20 protein-coding genes are annotated in these 17,315 nt (G+C 65.4%); 15 read left to right on the forward strand and 5 right to left on the reverse strand.

Going from position 1 to position 17,315, the window contains the following annotated elements; translation table 11 throughout:
* The first annotated feature begins 68 nt into the window (after positions 1-68).
* Positions 69-764 carry an outer membrane protein gene (locus VW23_RS10350; protein ID WP_069909484.1) on the forward strand — a complete coding sequence of 232 codons (696 nt, stop codon included), beginning with the start codon at positions 69-71 and terminating at the stop codon, positions 762-764.
* Between the two features lie 54 nt (positions 765-818).
* Here the strand turns inward: VW23_RS10350 and VW23_RS10355 are convergent, their stop codons facing one another.
* The gene (locus VW23_RS10355; RefSeq protein ID WP_176730373.1) at positions 819-1,295 is read right to left on the reverse strand and encodes an SRPBCC family protein; all 477 of its coding nucleotides are present in this window, start codon (positions 1,293-1,295) and stop codon (positions 819-821) included.
* Between the two features lie 93 nt (positions 1,296-1,388).
* Between VW23_RS10355 and VW23_RS10360 the strand changes: the two genes are divergently transcribed.
* The gene (locus tag VW23_RS10360) at positions 1,389-2,171 is read left to right on the forward strand and encodes a TetR/AcrR family transcriptional regulator (protein ID WP_084645891.1); all 783 of its coding nucleotides are present in this window, start codon (positions 1,389-1,391) and stop codon (positions 2,169-2,171) included.
* On the opposite strand, the gene VW23_RS10365 is transcribed toward VW23_RS10360, so the two are convergent.
* Positions 2,168-2,701 carry a cytochrome b gene (locus VW23_RS10365; protein ID WP_069909486.1) on the reverse strand — a complete coding sequence of 178 codons (534 nt, stop codon included), beginning with the start codon at positions 2,699-2,701 and terminating at the stop codon, positions 2,168-2,170. The two genes, VW23_RS10360 and VW23_RS10365, sit on opposite strands and share 4 nt — an antisense overlap.
* Positions 2,702-2,774: 73 nt before the next feature.
* Here VW23_RS10365 and VW23_RS10370 point away from each other — a divergent pair, with 73 nt between their 5' ends.
* From VW23_RS10370 to VW23_RS10400, 7 genes are all read left to right on the forward strand, one after another.
* On the forward strand, positions 2,775-3,212 hold the full coding sequence (locus VW23_RS10370; protein ID WP_069909487.1) for a MarR family winged helix-turn-helix transcriptional regulator: 438 nt from the start codon (positions 2,775-2,777) through the stop codon (positions 3,210-3,212).
* Positions 3,213-3,407: 195 nt separating this feature from the next.
* On the forward strand, positions 3,408-4,898 hold the full coding sequence (locus VW23_RS10375; RefSeq protein ID WP_069909488.1) for a replicative DNA helicase: 1,491 nt from the start codon (positions 3,408-3,410) through the stop codon (positions 4,896-4,898).
* Positions 4,899-4,900: 2 nt separating this feature from the next.
* Positions 4,901-6,037 carry an alanine racemase gene (gene alr, locus VW23_RS10380; RefSeq protein ID WP_069909489.1) on the forward strand — a complete coding sequence of 379 codons (1,137 nt, stop codon included), beginning with the start codon at positions 4,901-4,903 and terminating at the stop codon, positions 6,035-6,037.
* A 171-nt stretch (positions 6,038-6,208) separates the two neighbouring features.
* Complete coding sequence (locus tag VW23_RS10385; protein ID WP_069909490.1) at positions 6,209-6,580, forward strand: hypothetical protein; 372 nt, start codon at positions 6,209-6,211, stop codon at positions 6,578-6,580.
* A complete protein-coding gene (locus VW23_RS10390; RefSeq protein WP_069909491.1) occupies positions 6,573-7,067 on the forward strand; it encodes a P-loop NTPase family protein in 495 nt (164 codons plus the stop codon). The genes VW23_RS10385 and VW23_RS10390 overlap by 8 nt, the downstream gene beginning before the upstream one ends.
* A gap of 100 nt (positions 7,068-7,167) precedes the next feature.
* Entirely contained in the window at positions 7,168-7,422 is a 255-nt protein-coding gene (locus VW23_RS10395; protein WP_069909492.1) for a GlsB/YeaQ/YmgE family stress response membrane protein, read from the forward strand.
* A 36-nt stretch (positions 7,423-7,458) separates the two neighbouring features.
* Positions 7,459-8,001, forward strand: coding sequence for a YidB family protein (locus VW23_RS10400; protein ID WP_069909493.1), 543 nt, complete (start codon positions 7,459-7,461; stop codon positions 7,999-8,001).
* Positions 8,002-8,045: 44 nt separating this feature from the next.
* On the opposite strand, the gene VW23_RS10405 is transcribed toward VW23_RS10400, so the two are convergent.
* The gene (locus tag VW23_RS10405) at positions 8,046-8,816 is read right to left on the reverse strand and encodes an SDR family NAD(P)-dependent oxidoreductase (RefSeq protein WP_069909494.1); all 771 of its coding nucleotides are present in this window, start codon (positions 8,814-8,816) and stop codon (positions 8,046-8,048) included.
* A gap of 142 nt (positions 8,817-8,958) precedes the next feature.
* On the opposite strand from VW23_RS10405, the gene VW23_RS10410 reads away from it, so the two are divergent.
* Positions 8,959-9,426 (forward strand): VOC family protein, encoded by a 468-nt coding sequence (locus VW23_RS10410; protein ID WP_069909495.1) that lies wholly within the window; start codon positions 8,959-8,961, stop codon positions 9,424-9,426.
* Here the strand turns inward: VW23_RS10410 and VW23_RS10415 are convergent.
* Together VW23_RS10415 and VW23_RS10420 are read right to left on the reverse strand one after the other, a co-directional pair.
* Positions 9,423-10,358, reverse strand: a complete 936-nt coding sequence (locus VW23_RS10415) for a S41 family peptidase (RefSeq protein ID WP_069909496.1) — start codon at positions 10,356-10,358, stop codon at positions 9,423-9,425. The two genes, VW23_RS10410 and VW23_RS10415, sit on opposite strands and share 4 nt — an antisense overlap.
* A 207-nt stretch (positions 10,359-10,565) precedes the next feature.
* Complete coding sequence (locus VW23_RS10420) at positions 10,566-11,780, reverse strand: enolase C-terminal domain-like protein (RefSeq protein ID WP_069909497.1); 1,215 nt, start codon at positions 11,778-11,780, stop codon at positions 10,566-10,568.
* Positions 11,781-11,982: 202 nt separating this feature from the next.
* Here VW23_RS10420 and VW23_RS10425 point away from each other — a divergent pair, with 202 nt between their 5' ends.
* The 5 genes from VW23_RS10425 (at position 11,983) to VW23_RS10445 (ending at position 17,266) form a co-directional block, all read left to right on the forward strand.
* Positions 11,983-12,597, forward strand: coding sequence for a 2'-5' RNA ligase family protein (locus VW23_RS10425; protein ID WP_069909498.1), 615 nt, complete (start codon positions 11,983-11,985; stop codon positions 12,595-12,597).
* 81 nt (positions 12,598-12,678) lie between these two features.
* Positions 12,679-14,067, forward strand: a complete 1,389-nt coding sequence (radA, locus tag VW23_RS10430) for a DNA repair protein RadA (RefSeq protein ID WP_069909499.1) — start codon at positions 12,679-12,681, stop codon at positions 14,065-14,067.
* 124 nt (positions 14,068-14,191) lie between these two features.
* Entirely contained in the window at positions 14,192-14,842 is a 651-nt protein-coding gene (locus VW23_RS10435; RefSeq protein ID WP_069909500.1) for a CvpA family protein, read from the forward strand.
* Positions 14,843-14,929: 87 nt separating this feature from the next.
* Positions 14,930-16,420 carry an amidophosphoribosyltransferase gene (gene purF / locus VW23_RS10440; RefSeq protein WP_069909501.1) on the forward strand — a complete coding sequence of 497 codons (1,491 nt, stop codon included), beginning with the start codon at positions 14,930-14,932 and terminating at the stop codon, positions 16,418-16,420.
* A gap of 228 nt (positions 16,421-16,648) precedes the next feature.
* Positions 16,649-17,266, forward strand: coding sequence for an SDR family NAD(P)-dependent oxidoreductase (locus VW23_RS10445; protein WP_069909502.1), 618 nt, complete (start codon positions 16,649-16,651; stop codon positions 17,264-17,266).
* Positions 17,267-17,315 lie beyond the last annotated feature (49 nt).

Here is a 17,315-nt window from a genome sequence, read left to right on the forward strand (position 1 = left end):
CCCCACTTCCGCCAATACAAGTCATCTGCAAAGCATTGTGGCAGCTCATTTTGCGGGAGGCTCCATCCATGAACCTATTCAAACTGCTCAGCGGCGCTGCTGCCGTGGCCCTGATCGTCGGCACCCCTGCCCTCGCAGCGGACCTGATCGTCGACGTTCCGGTCGACCAGCCCGTGACCGTGGCCGACACGGGCTGGTACTTCAGCGTGTTCGCCGGCGGCGTGTGGGATGGTTTTGTCACCGGTGAGGACGATGCTGTCGACCCGGATACCTTTGACGTCGAAATCAGCACCGATGCGGGCTGGCTGCTCGGCGCCGCCGTTGGTACGCACGTGTTCGACAGCCTGCGGGCCGAAGTCGAAGTCTACGGCGCTCGTCGCGATGTGAACGGCGCTTCGGAAGGTCCGGCTTCCCTTGACCTCGATGGCAGCGTCACCACTGCCGCGCTGCTCGGCAATCTGTGGGTCGATTTCGACACCGGCTCGGGCTTCACCCCCTATATCGGTGGTGGTTTGGGTGTCGGTTACATCCATGCCGAGTCGCCGGGCCTGCTGCCGGCGGTCGATCCGCTCGACGCTGACGGCGTTGGCCTCGCCTACCAGCTCGGCGCGGGCGTCAAGGTTGACGTCGCCGACAATATCGCGCTCGATCTTGGCTACCGCTGGAAAGGCGTGAGCGCCGAGATCAGCGGCGACGGTACCGAAGACGTGGTTGCCCATGCCGGCTCGCACGTCGTGCAGGTTGGCGTGACCTTCGGCTTCTAAGGCGATCCGATCGAAGTTCTGCAAAGGCCGGGAGCGATCCCGGCCTTTGTGCTTTCAGCGCGGCTCGGCGAGCACCTTGATGCCTTCGAGCCAGGAGGCGATCTGGGTTTCGAGTTGCGGGCTGCTGATGGCCTGTTCGGCCAGCGGGCCACGCATCGATTCCGCTGCGGTGAGCCGGGTGGTCGAACCGATCGCGTCAAAGCGATAGACATGCACCGCCTCAAGACCGGCCGCCAGCGTGCACCAGGTCAGCATACGGCCCGGCTCGGCCATGGCGAAGCGCGAGCGGACCGGGATCGGTCCGGCGGACCAGGTGAAGGCGCCGCCATCCAGGGCGATTACATCCTGAACATCGGCGCGGATCTCCGGCCAGTTGGTGACGTCACGCAGCAACCGCCACACGGCTTCCGGAGCGCGGGCGATGGCAATGCTCCCCGATGCTGCGACCGGCGCCGAGGGATCGAGTCTCCCCTCTTGCGCGAACCTCCAGGCCTCGGTGTGCTCGAGGCGAACCATATCGCCCGTGGTCATGATCATTCCTTTCGCTACGATGTATCGATACACTGTATCGATACATCGTCAGATCGTCAAACCTATGGTCGAACGAGGGGGCAGTGCTAAGGAATGGACGTCATCATCCCGGAGGCCGCGTTGGCCGGCAACGAACCCGACAGCTCCCTTGCCGATACCATTGCGCTGCTATGGAGCGACCATGCGCGCCCGGTCGGGCGGAGCGGTCGCACCATCAACGATTTCGTCGCGGCGGCCACCGAACTGGTGCGGGCCGAGGGGCTCGAAGCGCTGTCAATGCGCACCATTGCCGCTCGGCTTGGCGTGCGGACCATGGCAACCTACAGCTTCGCGCCAGGCAAAGCGGCGCTGCTGGCGCTGATGGTCGACCGGGCCTATGGCGGCCTCTACCCGGATGGAGCCCTGCCACATGGCGGCAATTGGCGGCAGGGATTGAGCCTGGTCGCCGAGGCGAATCATCGGCTGTTCCTTGCCAATGCGTGGCTGGCCGCAGCGCGCCCGGCGCGCTCGCCGATGGGGCCGCACGAGATCGAGAAGAACGAGGTCGAACTCGCGGTGCTCGATGGCATCGGCCTCACGGATTTCGAGATGGACCAGGCGCTGGCGGCGGTGCTCAATCACGCGGCCCACACTGCCGCGCTGCAGTCGGGGCTGCTGGCGGAACGGGAGAAAACGGGACTGGGTGACCCGGAATGGTGGCGCGAGGCCATGCCGCAGCTCGAGCGGTTCGTCGATCCGCGCCGCTTTCCCCTTACGGCGCGGGTGGGACAGGCCGCGACAGCGGCACGGCAGGGCGAGTTCTGGGGCGAGAAGGCCTTCCGCTTCGGGCTCGAGCGGCTGCTCGATGGGGTCGAAGCGCTGATCGCCAGGCGCTAGGCGGCCCCAATACCCATGCGGGCGAGCAGGCGGTCGCGACGGATGAACTGGTGGTAGAGAGCGGCGCCGATGTGGAGGGCGAGCAGGCCCAGCATAACGCGCGAGGCGATGCCGTGGACGGCGCGCGGCAAGACGGTCTCGAGGTTGGGGAGCGTGGCCGAGCCGATGATGGCGGGAAGCGCACCCGACAGGACGATGGTGGCAATACCGCTAGAGGCGGTGACGAAGACTACCGCATAGAGGGCGAAGTGCACGGCTTTGGCCGTAAGCTTCTGCCAGCCGGGCTGATCGGCAGGGAGCGCGGGGCGCCGATCGATGGCGAGCCACCAGACGATGCGCAGCAGCGTCAGCAGCAACACCCCTGCCCCGAACGGAATGTGCGCGCGCAGCAATGCCACCTTGGCAGCCGGATCGACCTGCGCCGCGGCGAAGAGGCCCGTGGCGAACAGCTCAACAATTAGCAGCACGGTGAGCCAGTGGATGGCGATGGCGACGCTGCCGTAGCGGGTCGAACTACTTGTTGCGGACATCGAAGCCTCCTTGCGGTTCGTAGCCAATGGCGGTTACATAGCACACTATGGATTTAGATAGCAAGCTATGCACATGAGTTATGTTCGCGAAACCTCGGCCGGCTACCTCACCAATTGGGCGGCGCGGCTGTTTGCGCGCGCCATCGAGCGGCGGCTGGCAGGCGGCAACTCGGGTCCGATGCCGGTGTTCTTCGCGCTGCAGGACGGTGGGGCGATGACGCAGAAGGAGCTGGCGCTGCTGGCGGCGGTGGAGCAGCCGACCATGGCGAACACCCTCAACCGGATGGAACGCGACGGACTGGTGCAGAGAACGCCCGACCCGAATGACCGGCGCAGTGCCCGGGTGTCGCTGACCCCGCTCGGGCTGGAGCGCGCCAGGGCCGCCTTCGTTTCGGCGATCGAGGTCAACGGCATCGCTACCGATGCGCTGCAGCCCGAGGAGCGCGAGCAGTTCTACGGCATGCTGCGCCGGATCATCGCGGCATTGGAGCGCGACGCGGGCGCGCAGTGACGGGGAGCGAATCGGCGATCAGCCGGGCACAGCGAATGTAAACGTGCCGCCTTGGTTTCCCCCGCTTTCAACACTACGCACAGGCGTCGTCGCAGTGACCCGATTCGGCCACCGCAGCGTCACATTTTGTAGTCGTTCGGGCTGGCGCCGCTGGTAAACCAATCCTTACACTTTGGGAGGAGACTTCGAGTCGCCATGGCCGACAACAACGTGCATCGCCTGCGTCCGGAAGACGAAAAGGGCTTCCGCCTTGCGCCCCACAATGTGGAGGCGGAGCAGGCTTTGCTCGGAGCGGTCCTCGTCAACAACGAGGCGTTCTACCGGGTCAGCGACTTCCTCATACCCGAGCATTTCTACGAGCCGATCCATCGCACCATCTATGAGGTGCTGGCCAAGATCATCCGCGCCGGCAAGACGGCGACGCCGATCACCGCCAAGACCTACCTCGCCGACGCACTGACCGCCGAAATGACCATGCCGCAATACCTGGCGCGGCTGGCAGCGGAAGCGACGACCGTGCTGAACGCGGCCGATTACGGCCAATCGATCTACGACCTGGCGATCCGCCGCAACCTGATCCAGATCGGCGAGGAGATGGTGCAGATCGCCTACGACTCCGATGTCGAGGCGACGGCCAACAAGCAGATCGAGGAGGCCGAAAAGGCGCTGTTCGATCTGGCGGAAAAGGGCCGCTACGATGGCGGCTTCCAGAGTTTTTCGGCGGCGCTGACCGAAGCCATCAAGATGGCCGGCGAAGCCTATGGCCGCGACGGCACGCTCAGCGGCACCTCGACCGGACTCACCGATCTCGACCGGCTGATGGGCGGGCTGCAGCGCTCCGACCTGATCATCCTCGCGGCGCGTCCTGCCATGGGCAAGACCTCGCTCGCCACCAACATCGCCTTCCATGTGGCCAAGAGCTTTCGCGGCGAAGTGCAGGCGGATGGGCATTCGAAGACCATCGATGGCGGGCATGTCGGTTTCTTCAGCCTCGAAATGAGCGCCGAGCAGCTGGCGACGCGTATTCTCGCCGAACAGGCCGAGATCTCCTCGTCCGACATCCGGCGCGGCAATATCCACGAGAGCCAGTTTTCCAAGCTCGTCGACACCTCGAACCTGATGGCGCAGGTGCCGCTCTATATCGACGATACCGGCGGCATCTCGGTGGCGCAGCTGGCCGCGCGGGCCCGCCGCCTGAAGCGCCAGAAGGGTCTCGACCTGTTGATCGTCGACTACCTGCAGCTGCTGAGTGGCTCGTCGAAGAAGTCGAGCGAGAACCGCGTGCAGGAACTGACCGAAATCACCACCACGCTCAAGGCACTGGCCAAGGAGCTGGAAGTGCCGATCATCGCGCTCAGCCAGCTTAGCCGACAGGTGGAAAACCGCGACGACAAGCATCCGCAGCTTTCGGATCTGCGCGAATCCGGCTCTATCGAGCAGGACGCCGACGTGGTGCTGTTCGTCTACCGCGAGGAGTACTACCTCAAGAACAAGGAGCCCAAGGAGGGCACGCCGGAACACATGGCGTGGCAGGGCGAGATGGAACAGGTGCACGGCAAGGCTGAAGTCATCATCGGCAAGCAGCGTCACGGCCCGACGGGGACCGTGCAGGTGAGCTTTGAGGCGCAGTTCACGCGCTTCGGCAACCTGGCGCGCTCCGAGTACCTGCCCGAAAGGATGGAGTAGTGATGGCGGCACCGGCCATTGCGACCGGTTACGGCGGGCGGCTGACGGTCGACCTGGGCGCCTTGAAGCGCAACTGGCAGGCCCTCGACAAGGTGAGCCGCGGCGCGCTGACCGGCGCGGTGGTAAAGGCCGACGCCTATGGCACCGGCATCGCCCAGGCGTCGCGCGCCTTCTACGAGGCAGGCGCCCGGTTCTTCTTTGCGGCAACGCCCGACGAAGGCATCGCGGTGCGCGCAGCGCTGCCCGAGGACAGCCACATCTTCATTCTCTCCGGGCTCTATCCGGGCTCGGCGCCGCTCTATGTCGGCGAGCGGCTGATGCCGTGCCTCGCTTCGATCCCGATGCTGGAGGAATGGCTGCAAGCCTGCGCCGCTTCCAACCAGGCGCTGCCGGCGGCGCTGCATTTCGACACCGGCATCAACCGCCTCGGCTTCCGGCTCAACGAGACCTCGATCGTCAAGCGGCTGATCGACTCGATCGGCTATGCGCCGCAGATGATCATGAGCCACCTCGCCTGCGCCGATACCCCGGCGCACGAGAAGAACCGCACCCAGCTGGCGCTGTTCACCTCGGTGATGGCGCAGTTCCCGGGGATTCCGGCGTCGCTCAGCAACTCGGCCGGTCTGATGAGCAACCGCGACAACCATTTCCAGATGGTGCGTCCGGGTATCGCGCTCTATGGCGGCCGGGCTGTCGCCGGCCGGCGCAACCCGATGGCGCCGGTGGTGACGCTCGAAGCGCCGGTGCTGATGACCAAGGACGTGAAGACCGGTGAAACCGTCGGCTACGGCGCGCTGCAGACGATGTCGCGCGACAGCCGCCTCGCCATCGTCGCCATCGGCTATGCCGACGGGTTCTTCCGCTCATTGAGTTCGTCGAACAACCACCGCGGCACGCATGTGGCGATCAACGGCCAGCCCTGCCCGGTGGTCGGGCGGGTGTCGATGGACATGATCGGGGTGGATGTCACTGACCTGCCGCGGCCCCCGGCGCCCGGCGAGATGGCCGAGATCATCGGCAAGCAGATCACCATCGATGACCATGCCGACATCGCCAACACTATCGGCTACGAAGTGCTGACCAGCCTCAAGGGCCGCTACTCGCGCAACTACATGGAAAGCGCCGCGCCGACGGCGTGAGCCAGGTGCGCCTTGTTGCTTTGCGGAAAGGCCAGCGCTAGTTTCACGCCAAGGCTGCTCCAGCCAAACCTGCCGCCGGGTTGAAGGGGGCTCACTCCAGACAGCTTGCGACCGACCTCAATCCCCGGTCGATGCGTAATCGGCGGACGTCGACCCGAGATGAGGTCTGGCATGCCGTTTGGAATTGCGCCCTTCACGCGGGCAGGACTGCTGTCGATCAAGCACGCGGTTCGCGACCGCTACCCACAGATCAAGTCGGGGCATTTCGACGAGGCGATGGCCTATGCCCTGGGCTTCGATACGTATGCCGCGATGCTCCCGGTGATCGAACTGGCCGAGAAGTCCGGCGACATGTCGGCGGTGGCGAAACCCGACTGGTTCCTCGTGCGGCTGAGCGATCTCGGATACGACCTCACAGAAATGAAGCCGCTAAGCGCTTTCCTCTGGAGCCTGCCGATGGAGTTCGCCATGTCCGTCATGGCAACGGAGCGCGCAGAACGCGCTCGATCGCTGCTCTCTCCCAAGGCAGCAAACGATGGCTGAGGGTGTTCGCCTGTTGATCACCGGGAATGGCGGCTCCGGCAAGACCTGGCTGGGCGAGCGGCTGGCGCAGCGCCTTGCGGTGCGGCTGCTACGCCTCGACGACCTCTATTGGGACGGCGCCTATGGCGGCAAGGAGCGTGACAAGCGGGTGGTGTTCGACGAGGTGGCCGAACACGCCAAGGAAGGCTCGTGGGTAATGGAGGGCGTCTATGGCTGGCTGCTGCCGGCCGCCCTGCCCCGCGTCACCGAGTTCATCTTCCTCGATCTGCCGGTCGAAGCGTGTCTCGACAATGTGCGCCGACGCGGCAACCAGGGCGGCGGCAACGAAGCGTCCTTTGCGGCACTGCTGGCCTGGGTCGCCGAGTATCCGACGAGGAGCAACGCCAACTCCCGGCAGGCGCATCAGCGGCTGTGGGATGGCTTCGAGGGGACGAAGTGCGTGCTGCGAAACCGTGAGGAGGCGGAGCAATACGTCGGTCGCCGTTGACGGGCACTTCGGCGATAGCATCCGCTCCTGGAACGCTGGTGGTAGCGCCGCGTTGTCCGAGACCCGCGCATTTGGCGCGAGGACGTAGGGGACTTCGCCTATGGGCATTCTGTGGACCCTTATCATCGGCCTGATCGCTGGCATTGTCGCAAAGCTGATCCTGCCAAACAGCGGCGGACCCTCAGGCTTCGTGATGACGGCTGTGCTCGGCATCGTCGGAGCGTTCGTCGCCTCCTTCCTCGGGCAGGCCCTTGGTTTGTACGCGCCCGGCGAAGGCGCCGGACTGATCGGCGCCGTCGTCGGTGCGGTGATCGTGCTGTTCGCCTGGGGCGCCTTCATGCGCCGTCGGACCTGACCACCCGAACCCCATCCCTTTGAAAGGACCAATGACATGGCCAAGAACGCAATGCCCTCAATGGTCGCCCTGCTCGGTTTGCTCGCCGTGGCGGGCTACCAGAACCGTGACAAGATTGCTGAAGCGCTGAAGGGCTTTCAGAACCGATCGAGCACCGGCCCCGACGGCGCTCCGGCCCAGGATGGGCTTTCGAGCATTCTGGGCAGCCTCGGCGACCTGTTCGGTGGCGGCGGCAATGGCACAGACGCGAGCCGGCCCGCTGGTGGCGGCAACGGCAACGTGCTCACCGGCGGGCTCGGCGACCTGATGGATAGCTTCCGCCATTCGGGCCAGTCGGAAACCGCCGATTCCTGGGTGACGGTGGGCGTTCCCACCAAGGGGCTGTCGCCGGAGCAGGTCGAGCAGGCGGTGGGCGCCGAGAACCTGGCCGAGCTGTCGCAGCGCACCGGCCTGTCACGCGAGGATCTGTTGAAGCGTCTCGCTACTGCAATTCCAGAGTCGGTTGACCGGCTGACCCCGGGTGGCAACATTCCGCAATCCGACACCGAGATCCGGGACCGATTGACCGGAACGGCGTAACGTCATCGGTCGCGGCAGGCGCCCTCCGCACCGGCCGCGACCGATCAGCCCTCCATGATCAGGTCATGCAGGCCGCCGGTCATGATGCCGCCCTCGACGGGGAGGTTGATGCCAGTGATCCATGAGGCATCGGCCGAGGCGAGGAAGGCCACGGCGGCGGCGATGTCTTCGGGCTCGCCGATGCGACCGAGCGGGTACTTTCTGGCCCGCTTGCCGCCATCGTCCTCGCGCACCGTCCAGTTGCGGGTGCGGATGGTGCCGGGGCTGATCAGGTTGAAGCGGACGCCTTGGCTGCCGTATCGGGCGGCGAGGTTCTTGGTGAGGATCTCGAGCCCGGCCTTGGCCGCCGAATAGGCGTAGCCGCCAAAAGCCCAGTTGCCGTTGATCGAGCCAATGGTGACGACGCTGCTGCCCGGGCCCGCGGCGATCAGCGCCGGCAGCGCGGCGCGGACGCAGCGGAACACACCGGTCAGGTTGACGTCGATCTTGCGGTCGAACAGCTCGTCCGGGATTTCGCCGAGCGCCGGCTCGTTCCAATCACCGCCCGCGGTATTGACGAGGACGTTGAGCTGGCCCAGACGGCCGACCGCATCGGCGATCGAGGCATCAACGGCGTCGCGGCTGGTGACGTCACAAGTGGTGCCGAAGGCCCGACCGCCGCTGGCAACGATTTCGGCGGCGACCGCCTCCGCAGCAGGCCCATCGATATCCGAGACGGCAATCGAGCCACCTTCTGCCGCCAGACGCAGCGCGGTGGCGCGGCCGATGCCATGCCCTGCCCCGGTGACATAAATCGCCTGGCCCTCGAACCGCATGCCGTACTCCCTGGGTGTTCACGTGGGTGGGTACCCTAGCGGCTGTGCCGCGGTCGACCAACCACCGGCTTGACAGAAGGCGTCTGTTCGTATTCAACACATATGTTGATCAACAATATTGTTGAATTAAGAGGAGCCCGACATGCCGAAGAAGCAGCCAACCTTCACCAAGACCATGCAGCTCGGCATCGTGGTGCCCAACCTCGATGCGGCGGTTCGCGCCTATGAGGAGCAGTATGGCATCGGGCCATGGGAGTTCATGGAGATCGGGCCGGAGAATGCCGAGAACGTGCTGGTCGACGGCAAGCCGGCCGAATGGCGTTCGCGCATCGCCATGACGATGATCGGCGACGTGATGTGGGAGCTGATCGAGCCGCAGGACGAGAACGACATGTTCGGCAAGTTTCTCGCCCAACGCGGCGGCGTCGGCGGCGTGCACCATATCGCGGTGCAGACGCCAGACTTCCGGCAGACGCTGGCCGACCAGCAGGCACGCGGCGGGCAATCCACCCTCAGCGGCAGCTTCACCGGCATCGAAGTGCACTATCTCGACAGCGCCCCTGATATCGGGGTGATCCTCGAAGTGTTCAGCGGCATGCCGGAGCTTTAGGCGCCCAGCGCCCACTCGAGCACCGGATCGCGGCCGGCGACAAAGTCGGCATGGCTGGTATCGATGCGCTGGTCGGGATGAAAGCTGTCCGCGCCCTCCGAGCCGAAACGGTAGAGCCGGGTCGCGGCGGAAACCTGCAACCCCGAACCGGGGAGCGTGAACCAGCCATTCTCCTGATAGCCATATGGCCGGGCGCCGATCGGCTCGCCGACGAGGATCGCTTCGGTTTCGCGGCGGAAGTCGATGGCGTTGACCATGCTGGCCGAGAAGGTGCGACGACCGACCAGCACGAACAGCTGGCCGGCGACCAGCCCCAGCAGCTCGATGGGGACCAGCAGCCACTGCCGGCCGGCGAGGAAGTTGCCGCCACCGTTCTGCCTAAGGTCGATGATGAGCCGACGCGCCGGCCGTTGCCTCAGAGCCTCGAACAGCCTGATGGCATTGGCCTCGAGCCCGCCATAGGAACGGAACTGCACGTAGACCGCATCGTGTTCGGCCACGTGCGAAAACCAGAACGGTTCGTCCATCCGGTGCATCGAGAGCGGAGCATGCTCGGCGATCAGCAGCGGCTCCTCGCCCGGCCCAAGAGTGACGACGATCTCAGTTTCAGCGGCATCAAGGAACCGGAACACGGGCTCGATGCCCAAAGCCGTGAGGACCTCAGGCTCGCGCAGCAGCTCGACGCTTCGCGCCAGCACATAGCCGTCGTTCTCACCTTGCGGGATCAACCAGTTCAGTCGGCTCTGGACGACCGCGACCGGCTGCTCGCCGATCGCCAGCAGCCGCGCGCCGATCAGCTTGCGCTCTGCGGCCGCGGCGCGCACCACCGTCAGATCATCGCCGAACCAGCAGAACTCGACCGGGAATCTCGGTCGGGGCGGCGCGGCGACGAAGGTGTGGCCATCGCCGATGCCGGCCGCGATGCCGCGCAAGGCGACGATCGCCGCTGCATCGGAGAGCGATGGCAGCCGGGCGGACAGCTCGGCGACTTTCGCCTCGAACGTCGCCTGCGAGATCAGATGAAACGGCTGTCGATGCCGCGTGACGATCCCCTCGGCGAGGTGAGCGAGGTCGGCCTGCCAGTCAATGGACCTTGCGATGATCCGCCTCCCTCACGAACCGCCTGTCGGCAACCACCGTTAGGGCCGCACGATACCGCCATCGCGGCGGCGGTCTTCAGCCATGTAATGCGACTTTGCCGCCTTATCCGGATCGAGCAGCGCTTCGGCCTTCTTCACGTCGATGTCGATGCCGAGCCCCGGCTGCTCGTTGCCGTAGAGATAGCCGCCCTCAAGGATCGCATGGCCGGGGAACAGCTCGTATTCCTCAGGCTTGAAGTGGTTCTCCTCCTGGATGCCGAAGGCGGTGGAGGCGAGATCGACATGCATGGCGGCCATCTGGTTGACCGGATCATTATCACCGCCTTCCTGCCAGGCGGTCTGCACGCCGAACCATTCGCACAGCGTCGCGATCTTGCGCGCCTGGGTGATACCGCCGCCTTTCGAAATCCGGACGCGGACGAAATCGATCAGCCGCTCGGTGATCAGCGGCAGGTATTCATGCGGGTTGACGAACAGCTCGCCCATGGCCTGCGGGGTGGCACATTGCTGGCGCACCTGGCGGTACCAGCCGACCTGCTCGGGCGACAGCAGGTCCTCGAGGAAGTAGAGCCGATAGGGCTCGAGCAGTTTCGCCAGCTGCACGGCACTGGTCGGCGCCAGGTGCTCGTGCACGTCGTGGGTGAATTTCGGCCCCCAGCCGAGTTTGTCGCGCAGGTGCGCGAACATCTCGGGGATCGCCTGCAGGTAAGCGTCGTCGTCGAAGGCCTTGTCCTGTGGCCAGTGACCCCGGGGCCCGCGGGCGTTGGCGCGATCGAGGAAGCCGCCGCCGCCATAATTGCCGAGCTGGCAGCGGATGACGGTATAGCCCTCCTCCCAGTAGCGGCGGACATCGTCCTCGAGCTCGGTGAGCGAATTGCCCTGGGCATGGGCGTAGGCGGCGACGGCGCTGCGGGTCTTGCCGCCGAGCAATTGGTACACCGGCATGCCGGCTTCCTTGCCCTTGATGTCCCACAACGCCATGTCGATGCCGGCCTGCGCGGTATTGCCGATGGCCTCATTGCGCCAGTAGCTCTGGGTGTACACCGACTGCCAGATGTCCTCGATCTGGCTGACATCGCGTCCGATCAGCAGCGGCGTGATGTTCTCGATCGCCGCCTGTACCACCTTGGCGCGGTAGTGGTCGGAGGCCGAGCCGATGCCGTAGAGGCCGGGCTGATCGGTCAGAACCTTGACGAACAGCCAGGTGCCGTCGGCGCGCGTGCGGATCGTCTCGATCCCGGTGATCTTGGTCATCTCTTCCCTATGTCTGCTTGTGCCGGCCGCTGGTCGGGCCGTTCGGAGTCGCGAGGCAGGGAGCTTCGCAACGGGTGGCGGCGGAGGCAAGTTGGGCAAAGGTCGAGCGCACCGCCTCCGCGCAATTTGTTCTCTTTTTGTTCTTGACTCGCGCTCGGCCTCGCTGGTTCCTTAGCTGTCCCTAGCATGGAGGACCAACGAGATGACCGATCTGCCGCAGCTGTCGATGTTCGCTGAGGACACAAGGCCGCTCAAGTCGATCCGGGTGCCGCCACGCCAGGGGCGCGACCCGGTGTTCTTCGCCGTGCTGGTGGGCGGCGGGATCCGGCCGGCCTTGCAGGAGATCGTCGACGAGCAGCGGCGCCTCTACGGCATCACGGCGGCGCTGCTGCCGGCGACGACGCTCCATATCTCATTGGTCGGCGTCGGCTTCTACCAGGAACTGAGCGGCAGCGACCTCGCCGTCGCGATGGCCACCGGCGACGCGATCGGCTTTCAGCCGTTCGACATTGCCCTCACCCGGCTCGCCAGTTTCCGCCGCAGGGTGGGCTCGCCACCATTGGTGCTGCGCCCCGGCTCGGACACGCCGCTGCTGGAACTGGCCCGGCTGCTGCGCTGGGGCATGCTGGAGCGCGGCTTCGAGGTACGCTCGGCCCCCAGCGAGGCGTTCTACCTGACCCTCTGCTACGACAGGGTGCACGCGCCCGAGGTGGTGCTGGAACGGCCGCCGAAGCTGCGGGTGGAGGGGTTTGCGCTGGTGCGCAGCTTTTATGGCCAGGGGCGGTATGAGGTGATTGGGGAGTGGCCGCGGCGGTAGCGCCGCTGCTGTTGTTCACTCTTCGTTCTTGCCTTTGCCCCCATAGTCGGCTACCTGTCGTCGACTCCCCCGGGGCATCTCATGGCGCGTACCAAAACCTCCTATGTCTGCCAGGCGTGTGGCGCCCTGACCACTAAGTGGCAGGGCCGGTGCGAGGCGTGCGGCGAGTGGAACACCATCGTCGAGGAGATCGTCGATTCGGGCGTCGGCGCTGGGCCGAAATCGGCAATCGCCGGAGGACGGCCGATCGAGCTGCTGCCGCTGGCCGGTGAAACCGAGACGGCGGCGCGGGTCGAGACCGGCATCGGCGAGCTCGACCGGGTGACCGGTGGCGGTTTCGTCATGGGTTCGGCCGTGCTGATCGGCGGCGATCCGGGCATCGGCAAATCCACCCTGCTGCTGCAGGCGGCCGGCGCCCTGGCCGAGCGTGGCCGGCGCATCGTCTATGTCTCGGGCGAAGAAGCGGTGGCGCAGATCCGGCTCCGGGCACAGCGGCTGGAGCTGGGCGATCGCCCGGTGCTGCTGGCGTCGGAGACCAATGTCGAGATCATCCTCGCGACGCTGCAGAACGGCCCGCCGCCCGACCTGGTGATCATCGATTCGATCCAGACGCTGTGGACCGACCGGGTCGAGAGCGCTCCGGGTACCGTGACACAGGTTCGCACCTCGGCGCAGGCGCTGACCCGTTACGCCAAGAAATCCGGCGCCGCCGTGGTGCTGGTCGGGCATGTCACCAAGGATGGGCAGATTGCCGGACCGCGGGTGGTCGAGCACCTGGTCGATGCGGTGCTGTATTTCGAAGGCGACTCCAGCCACACCTTCCGCATCCTGCGCGGCGTGAAGAATCGCTATGGCGCCACTGACGAAATCGGCGTGTTCGAGATGTCGACGCTGGGCCTGCGCGAAGTGGCAAACCCCTCGGCGCTGTTCCTCGACCAGCGTGACAAGGACGCGGCGGGCTCCGCCGTGTTCGCCGGCATGGAAGGCACACGCCCGATGCTGTGCGAGGTGCAGGCGCTGGTCTCGCCGTCGCCGCTCGGCACACCACGGCGGGCGGTGATCGGCTGGGATTCGTCGCGGCTCTCGATGGTGCTGGCGGTGCTGGAGACGCGCTGCGGGGTGCGGATTGGCGCCAACGATATCTACCTCAACGTCGCGGGTGGGCTGAAGATCAACGAGCCGGCGGCCGACCTCGCGGTCGCAGCGGCGCTGATTTCGTCGCTGACCGGCTCGCCGCTGCCCTCATCCAACGTCTATTTCGGCGAGATCTCGCTGGCCGGCGGGGTGCGCCCGGTGGCGCATGCGTCGCAGCGCCTGCGCGAGGCGCAAAAGCTCGGTTTCCTGGGCGCGGTGACCGGCCGGCTGGGCAAGGGTGACGTGCCCAATGGCATCGCCGTGGGTGAGTATGCGGAGCTCGCCGAACTCATCGGGCGCATCGCGGCGCGCGGTCAACGGCAGGCGGCGGAGTAGCGCTTTGGCCACGCTTTCTGCTTTCCGTGAACATCGGCTATGCAGCGCATCCTCGGTGCTTGGCTTTGCCACGATTAATGGTTACACGGGACCGTGAAGCGGGTCCCAGGGGCGGATTTTCTCTATGTTGACTGCATTCGACGTCGGCATCGGCGTTCTCGTCCTGATTTCTGCGATCCTGGCCACGGCCCGCGGATTTACGCGTGAAATCCTGTCGCTGGCGACCTGGGCGGGCTCCGCGGCGATTGCCGCCTATGCCTATTTCAACCACAAAGACATCGCGCGCGGCTACATCGCCGAGCCGATCGTCGCCGACATCGTGACGGTGCTCGGCACCTTCATCGTGGCGCTGATTATCCTCCACCTCATCACCATGCGGATCGCTGATTTCGTCGTCGACAGCCGTATCGGACCGCTCGACCGGACCCTCGGTTTCATCTTCGGCGTTGCCCGTGGCGTGCTGATCGCGGTGATCGTGGTGGTCTTCGGGTTGTGGCTGATGCCCTCGAACCTGCCCTCGTGGGCGGCCGAGTCCCGGTCGCTGCCGATCCTTCGCAATTTTGGCGACAGCCTGATCTCGCTGCTGCCGCCCGACCTTGAAAAGCAGGTCACCGATATCCTGCAGCGTGGCGCCGGTGGCGGCACCGGCGAAGATGCGTCGCCTGACGACGTGCCGACGCCGGATGCGGACGTACCCAATGAAGAGGGCACAGACCAACTCGAGAACGATGCCCCGCTGGAGCCGCCGGCCGAGGGAGCTGCGACCAACACCTGATGAAATTCGGGTGAGCGCATTGCATATTCGTGACCGGGGCCGCATCTGCGGTCCCGTCTTGTTTGGACCTGAACCCTGGGGTGACCGATGACCCACAACGCCAAGCCGATCGCGGAATGGGACCATGATACGCTGCGCGAGGAGTGCGGCGTGTTCGGCATCCTCGGCCACCCCGAGGCGGCAACCCTAACCGCGCTCGGCCTGCATGCGCTGCAGCATCGCGGACAGGAAGCGGCGGGCATCGTCAGCTTCGACGGCAAACAGTTCCATTCCGAACGCCAGCTCGGCCTCGTCGGCGACCACTTCACTGACCCGGCAACCGTCGGGCGCCTGCCCGGCCACCTCGCCATGGGCCATGTGCGCTACTCGACCACCGGCGAGACGATCCTGCGCAACGTGCAACCGCTGTTCGCCGAGCTGGAAGTCGGCGGCATTGCCATCGCTCATAACGGCAACTTCACCAACGGCCTGACGCTGCGCAAACAGCTGATTTCGCAGGGCGCCATCTGCCAGTCGACCTCGGACACCGAGGTGGTGCTGCACCTGATCGCCCGCTCCAAGAAGATCGCGTCCTCGGATCGCTTCATCGATGCGCTGATGCATCTCGAAGGCGCCTTCGCGCTGGTGGCGATGACCCGCACCAAGCTGATCGGCGCCCGCGATGCCAACGGCATCCGCCCGCTGGTGCTGGGCGATCTCGACGGCAAGCCGATCTTTGCCTCGGAGACCTGCGCGCTCGACATCATCGGCGCCAAGTTCGTGCGCGACGTCGAGAATGGCGAAGTGGTGATCTGCGAGACGCAGCCGGATGGCACGATCACCATCGATTCGGTAAAACCGTTCGCGCCCCGCCCCGAGCGCATCTGCCTGTTCGAGTATGTCTACTTCGCCCGTCCCGACTCGATCGTCGCCGGCCGCCCGGTCTATTCGGCGCGCAAGCGCATGGGCATCAACCTCGCCAAGGAAGCGCCGGTCGAAGCCGATGTCGTGGTGCCGGTGCCCGATGGCGGCACGCCAGCGGCGATCGGCTATGCGCAGGCCAGCGGCATCCCGTTCGAGCTCGGCATTATCCGCAACCACTATGTCGGCCGTACCTTCATCGAGCCGACCCAGTCGATCCGCGCCTTCGGCGTGAAGCTGAAGCACTCGGCCAACCGCGCCGAGATCGAAGGTAAGCGCGTCGTCCTGATCGATGATTCCATCGTGCGTGGCACGACCTCGGTGAAGATCGTGCAGATGATCCGCGAAGCCGGGGCGCGCGAGGTGCATATCCGCGTCGCTTCGCCGATGATCTTCCACTCCGACTATTACGGCATCGACACGCCGGACCCCGAGAACCTGATCGCCAACCAGCACCCCGACCTCGAGTCGATGTGCCGGTTCATCGGCGCGGATTCGCTGGCGTTCCTGTCGATCGACGGGCTCTACGATGCGGTCGGCGGGGTGAAGCGCAACCCGCTCAGTCCGCAGTTCACCGACCACCATTTCACCGGCGACTACCCGACCAAGCTCACCGACCTCAACGGCCGCAGCAAGAACGATCCCAAGATGCTGTCGCTGATGAAGGAAGCGAGCTGAGGGGGAAACCCACAGTAGCCCCTCAAACTCAGTGCCTTCCCTGCGAAAACAGGGATCCATCTCGCCGCCCGCGCCTGCTGATGCTTGGGTCCCTGCTTTCGCGGGGATGACAGCTGAGTGTGTCGCGGCGGCTCGGACCTTCCGCCGCATCGCAAACGGAGATTCCCGCTTTCGCGGGAACGACACCGTGGGTAGAAGCAGCCAGCGTTTTCAACGGAAACCTCACGCATGACCACCAACTCGCTTGCCGGCAAGATCGTCCTCGTGACCGGCGCATCGCGCGGCATCGGTTATCAGGCGGCGCTCGAGGCGGGGCGGCGCGGGGCGCATGTGATTGCGGTGGCCCGCACCATCGGTGGGCTCGAAGAGCTCGATGACGAGATCCAGAAAGCCGGCGGCAGCACGACGCTGGTGCCGATGGACCTCAGCGATTTCGATGGCATCGACCGGCTCGGGCTGGCGATCTTCGAGCGTTGGGGGCACCTCGATGGGTTCGTCGCCAATGCGGCGATGCTGAGCGAGTTGCGCCCGCTGGCGCATGTCGAGCCCAGGGAGTTCGACAAAATGATGGGTCTCAACGTCACCGCCAATTACCGGCTGATCCGCTCGCTCGACCTGCTGCTGCGCCAGTCGGTGGCGGGTCGCGTGGTGATCGTCTCCTCGTCGTCAGCGCGCTCGGCGCGGGCCAACTGGGGCCCGTATGCAGCGAGCAAGGCGGCAGTCGAGGCGCTGGCCAAAAGCTATGCGGCCGATGTCTCTTATACCCATGTCCGAGCCCACGCGACAGGCGGAAAGCTCGTATGCCTGCCTCTGCTTGTAAAGAGTAAAAGAGACTCAAGAGTGTGAGTCTTCCTGTCGTAACAGTGTGGGGTTGAACTACGTGCTGGGACTTAAA

Origin of the sequence: Devosia insulae DS-56, from assembly GCF_000970465.2 — a bacterium.
Taxonomy (GTDB): Bacteria; Pseudomonadota; Alphaproteobacteria; order Rhizobiales; family Devosiaceae; genus Devosia_A; species Devosia_A insulae.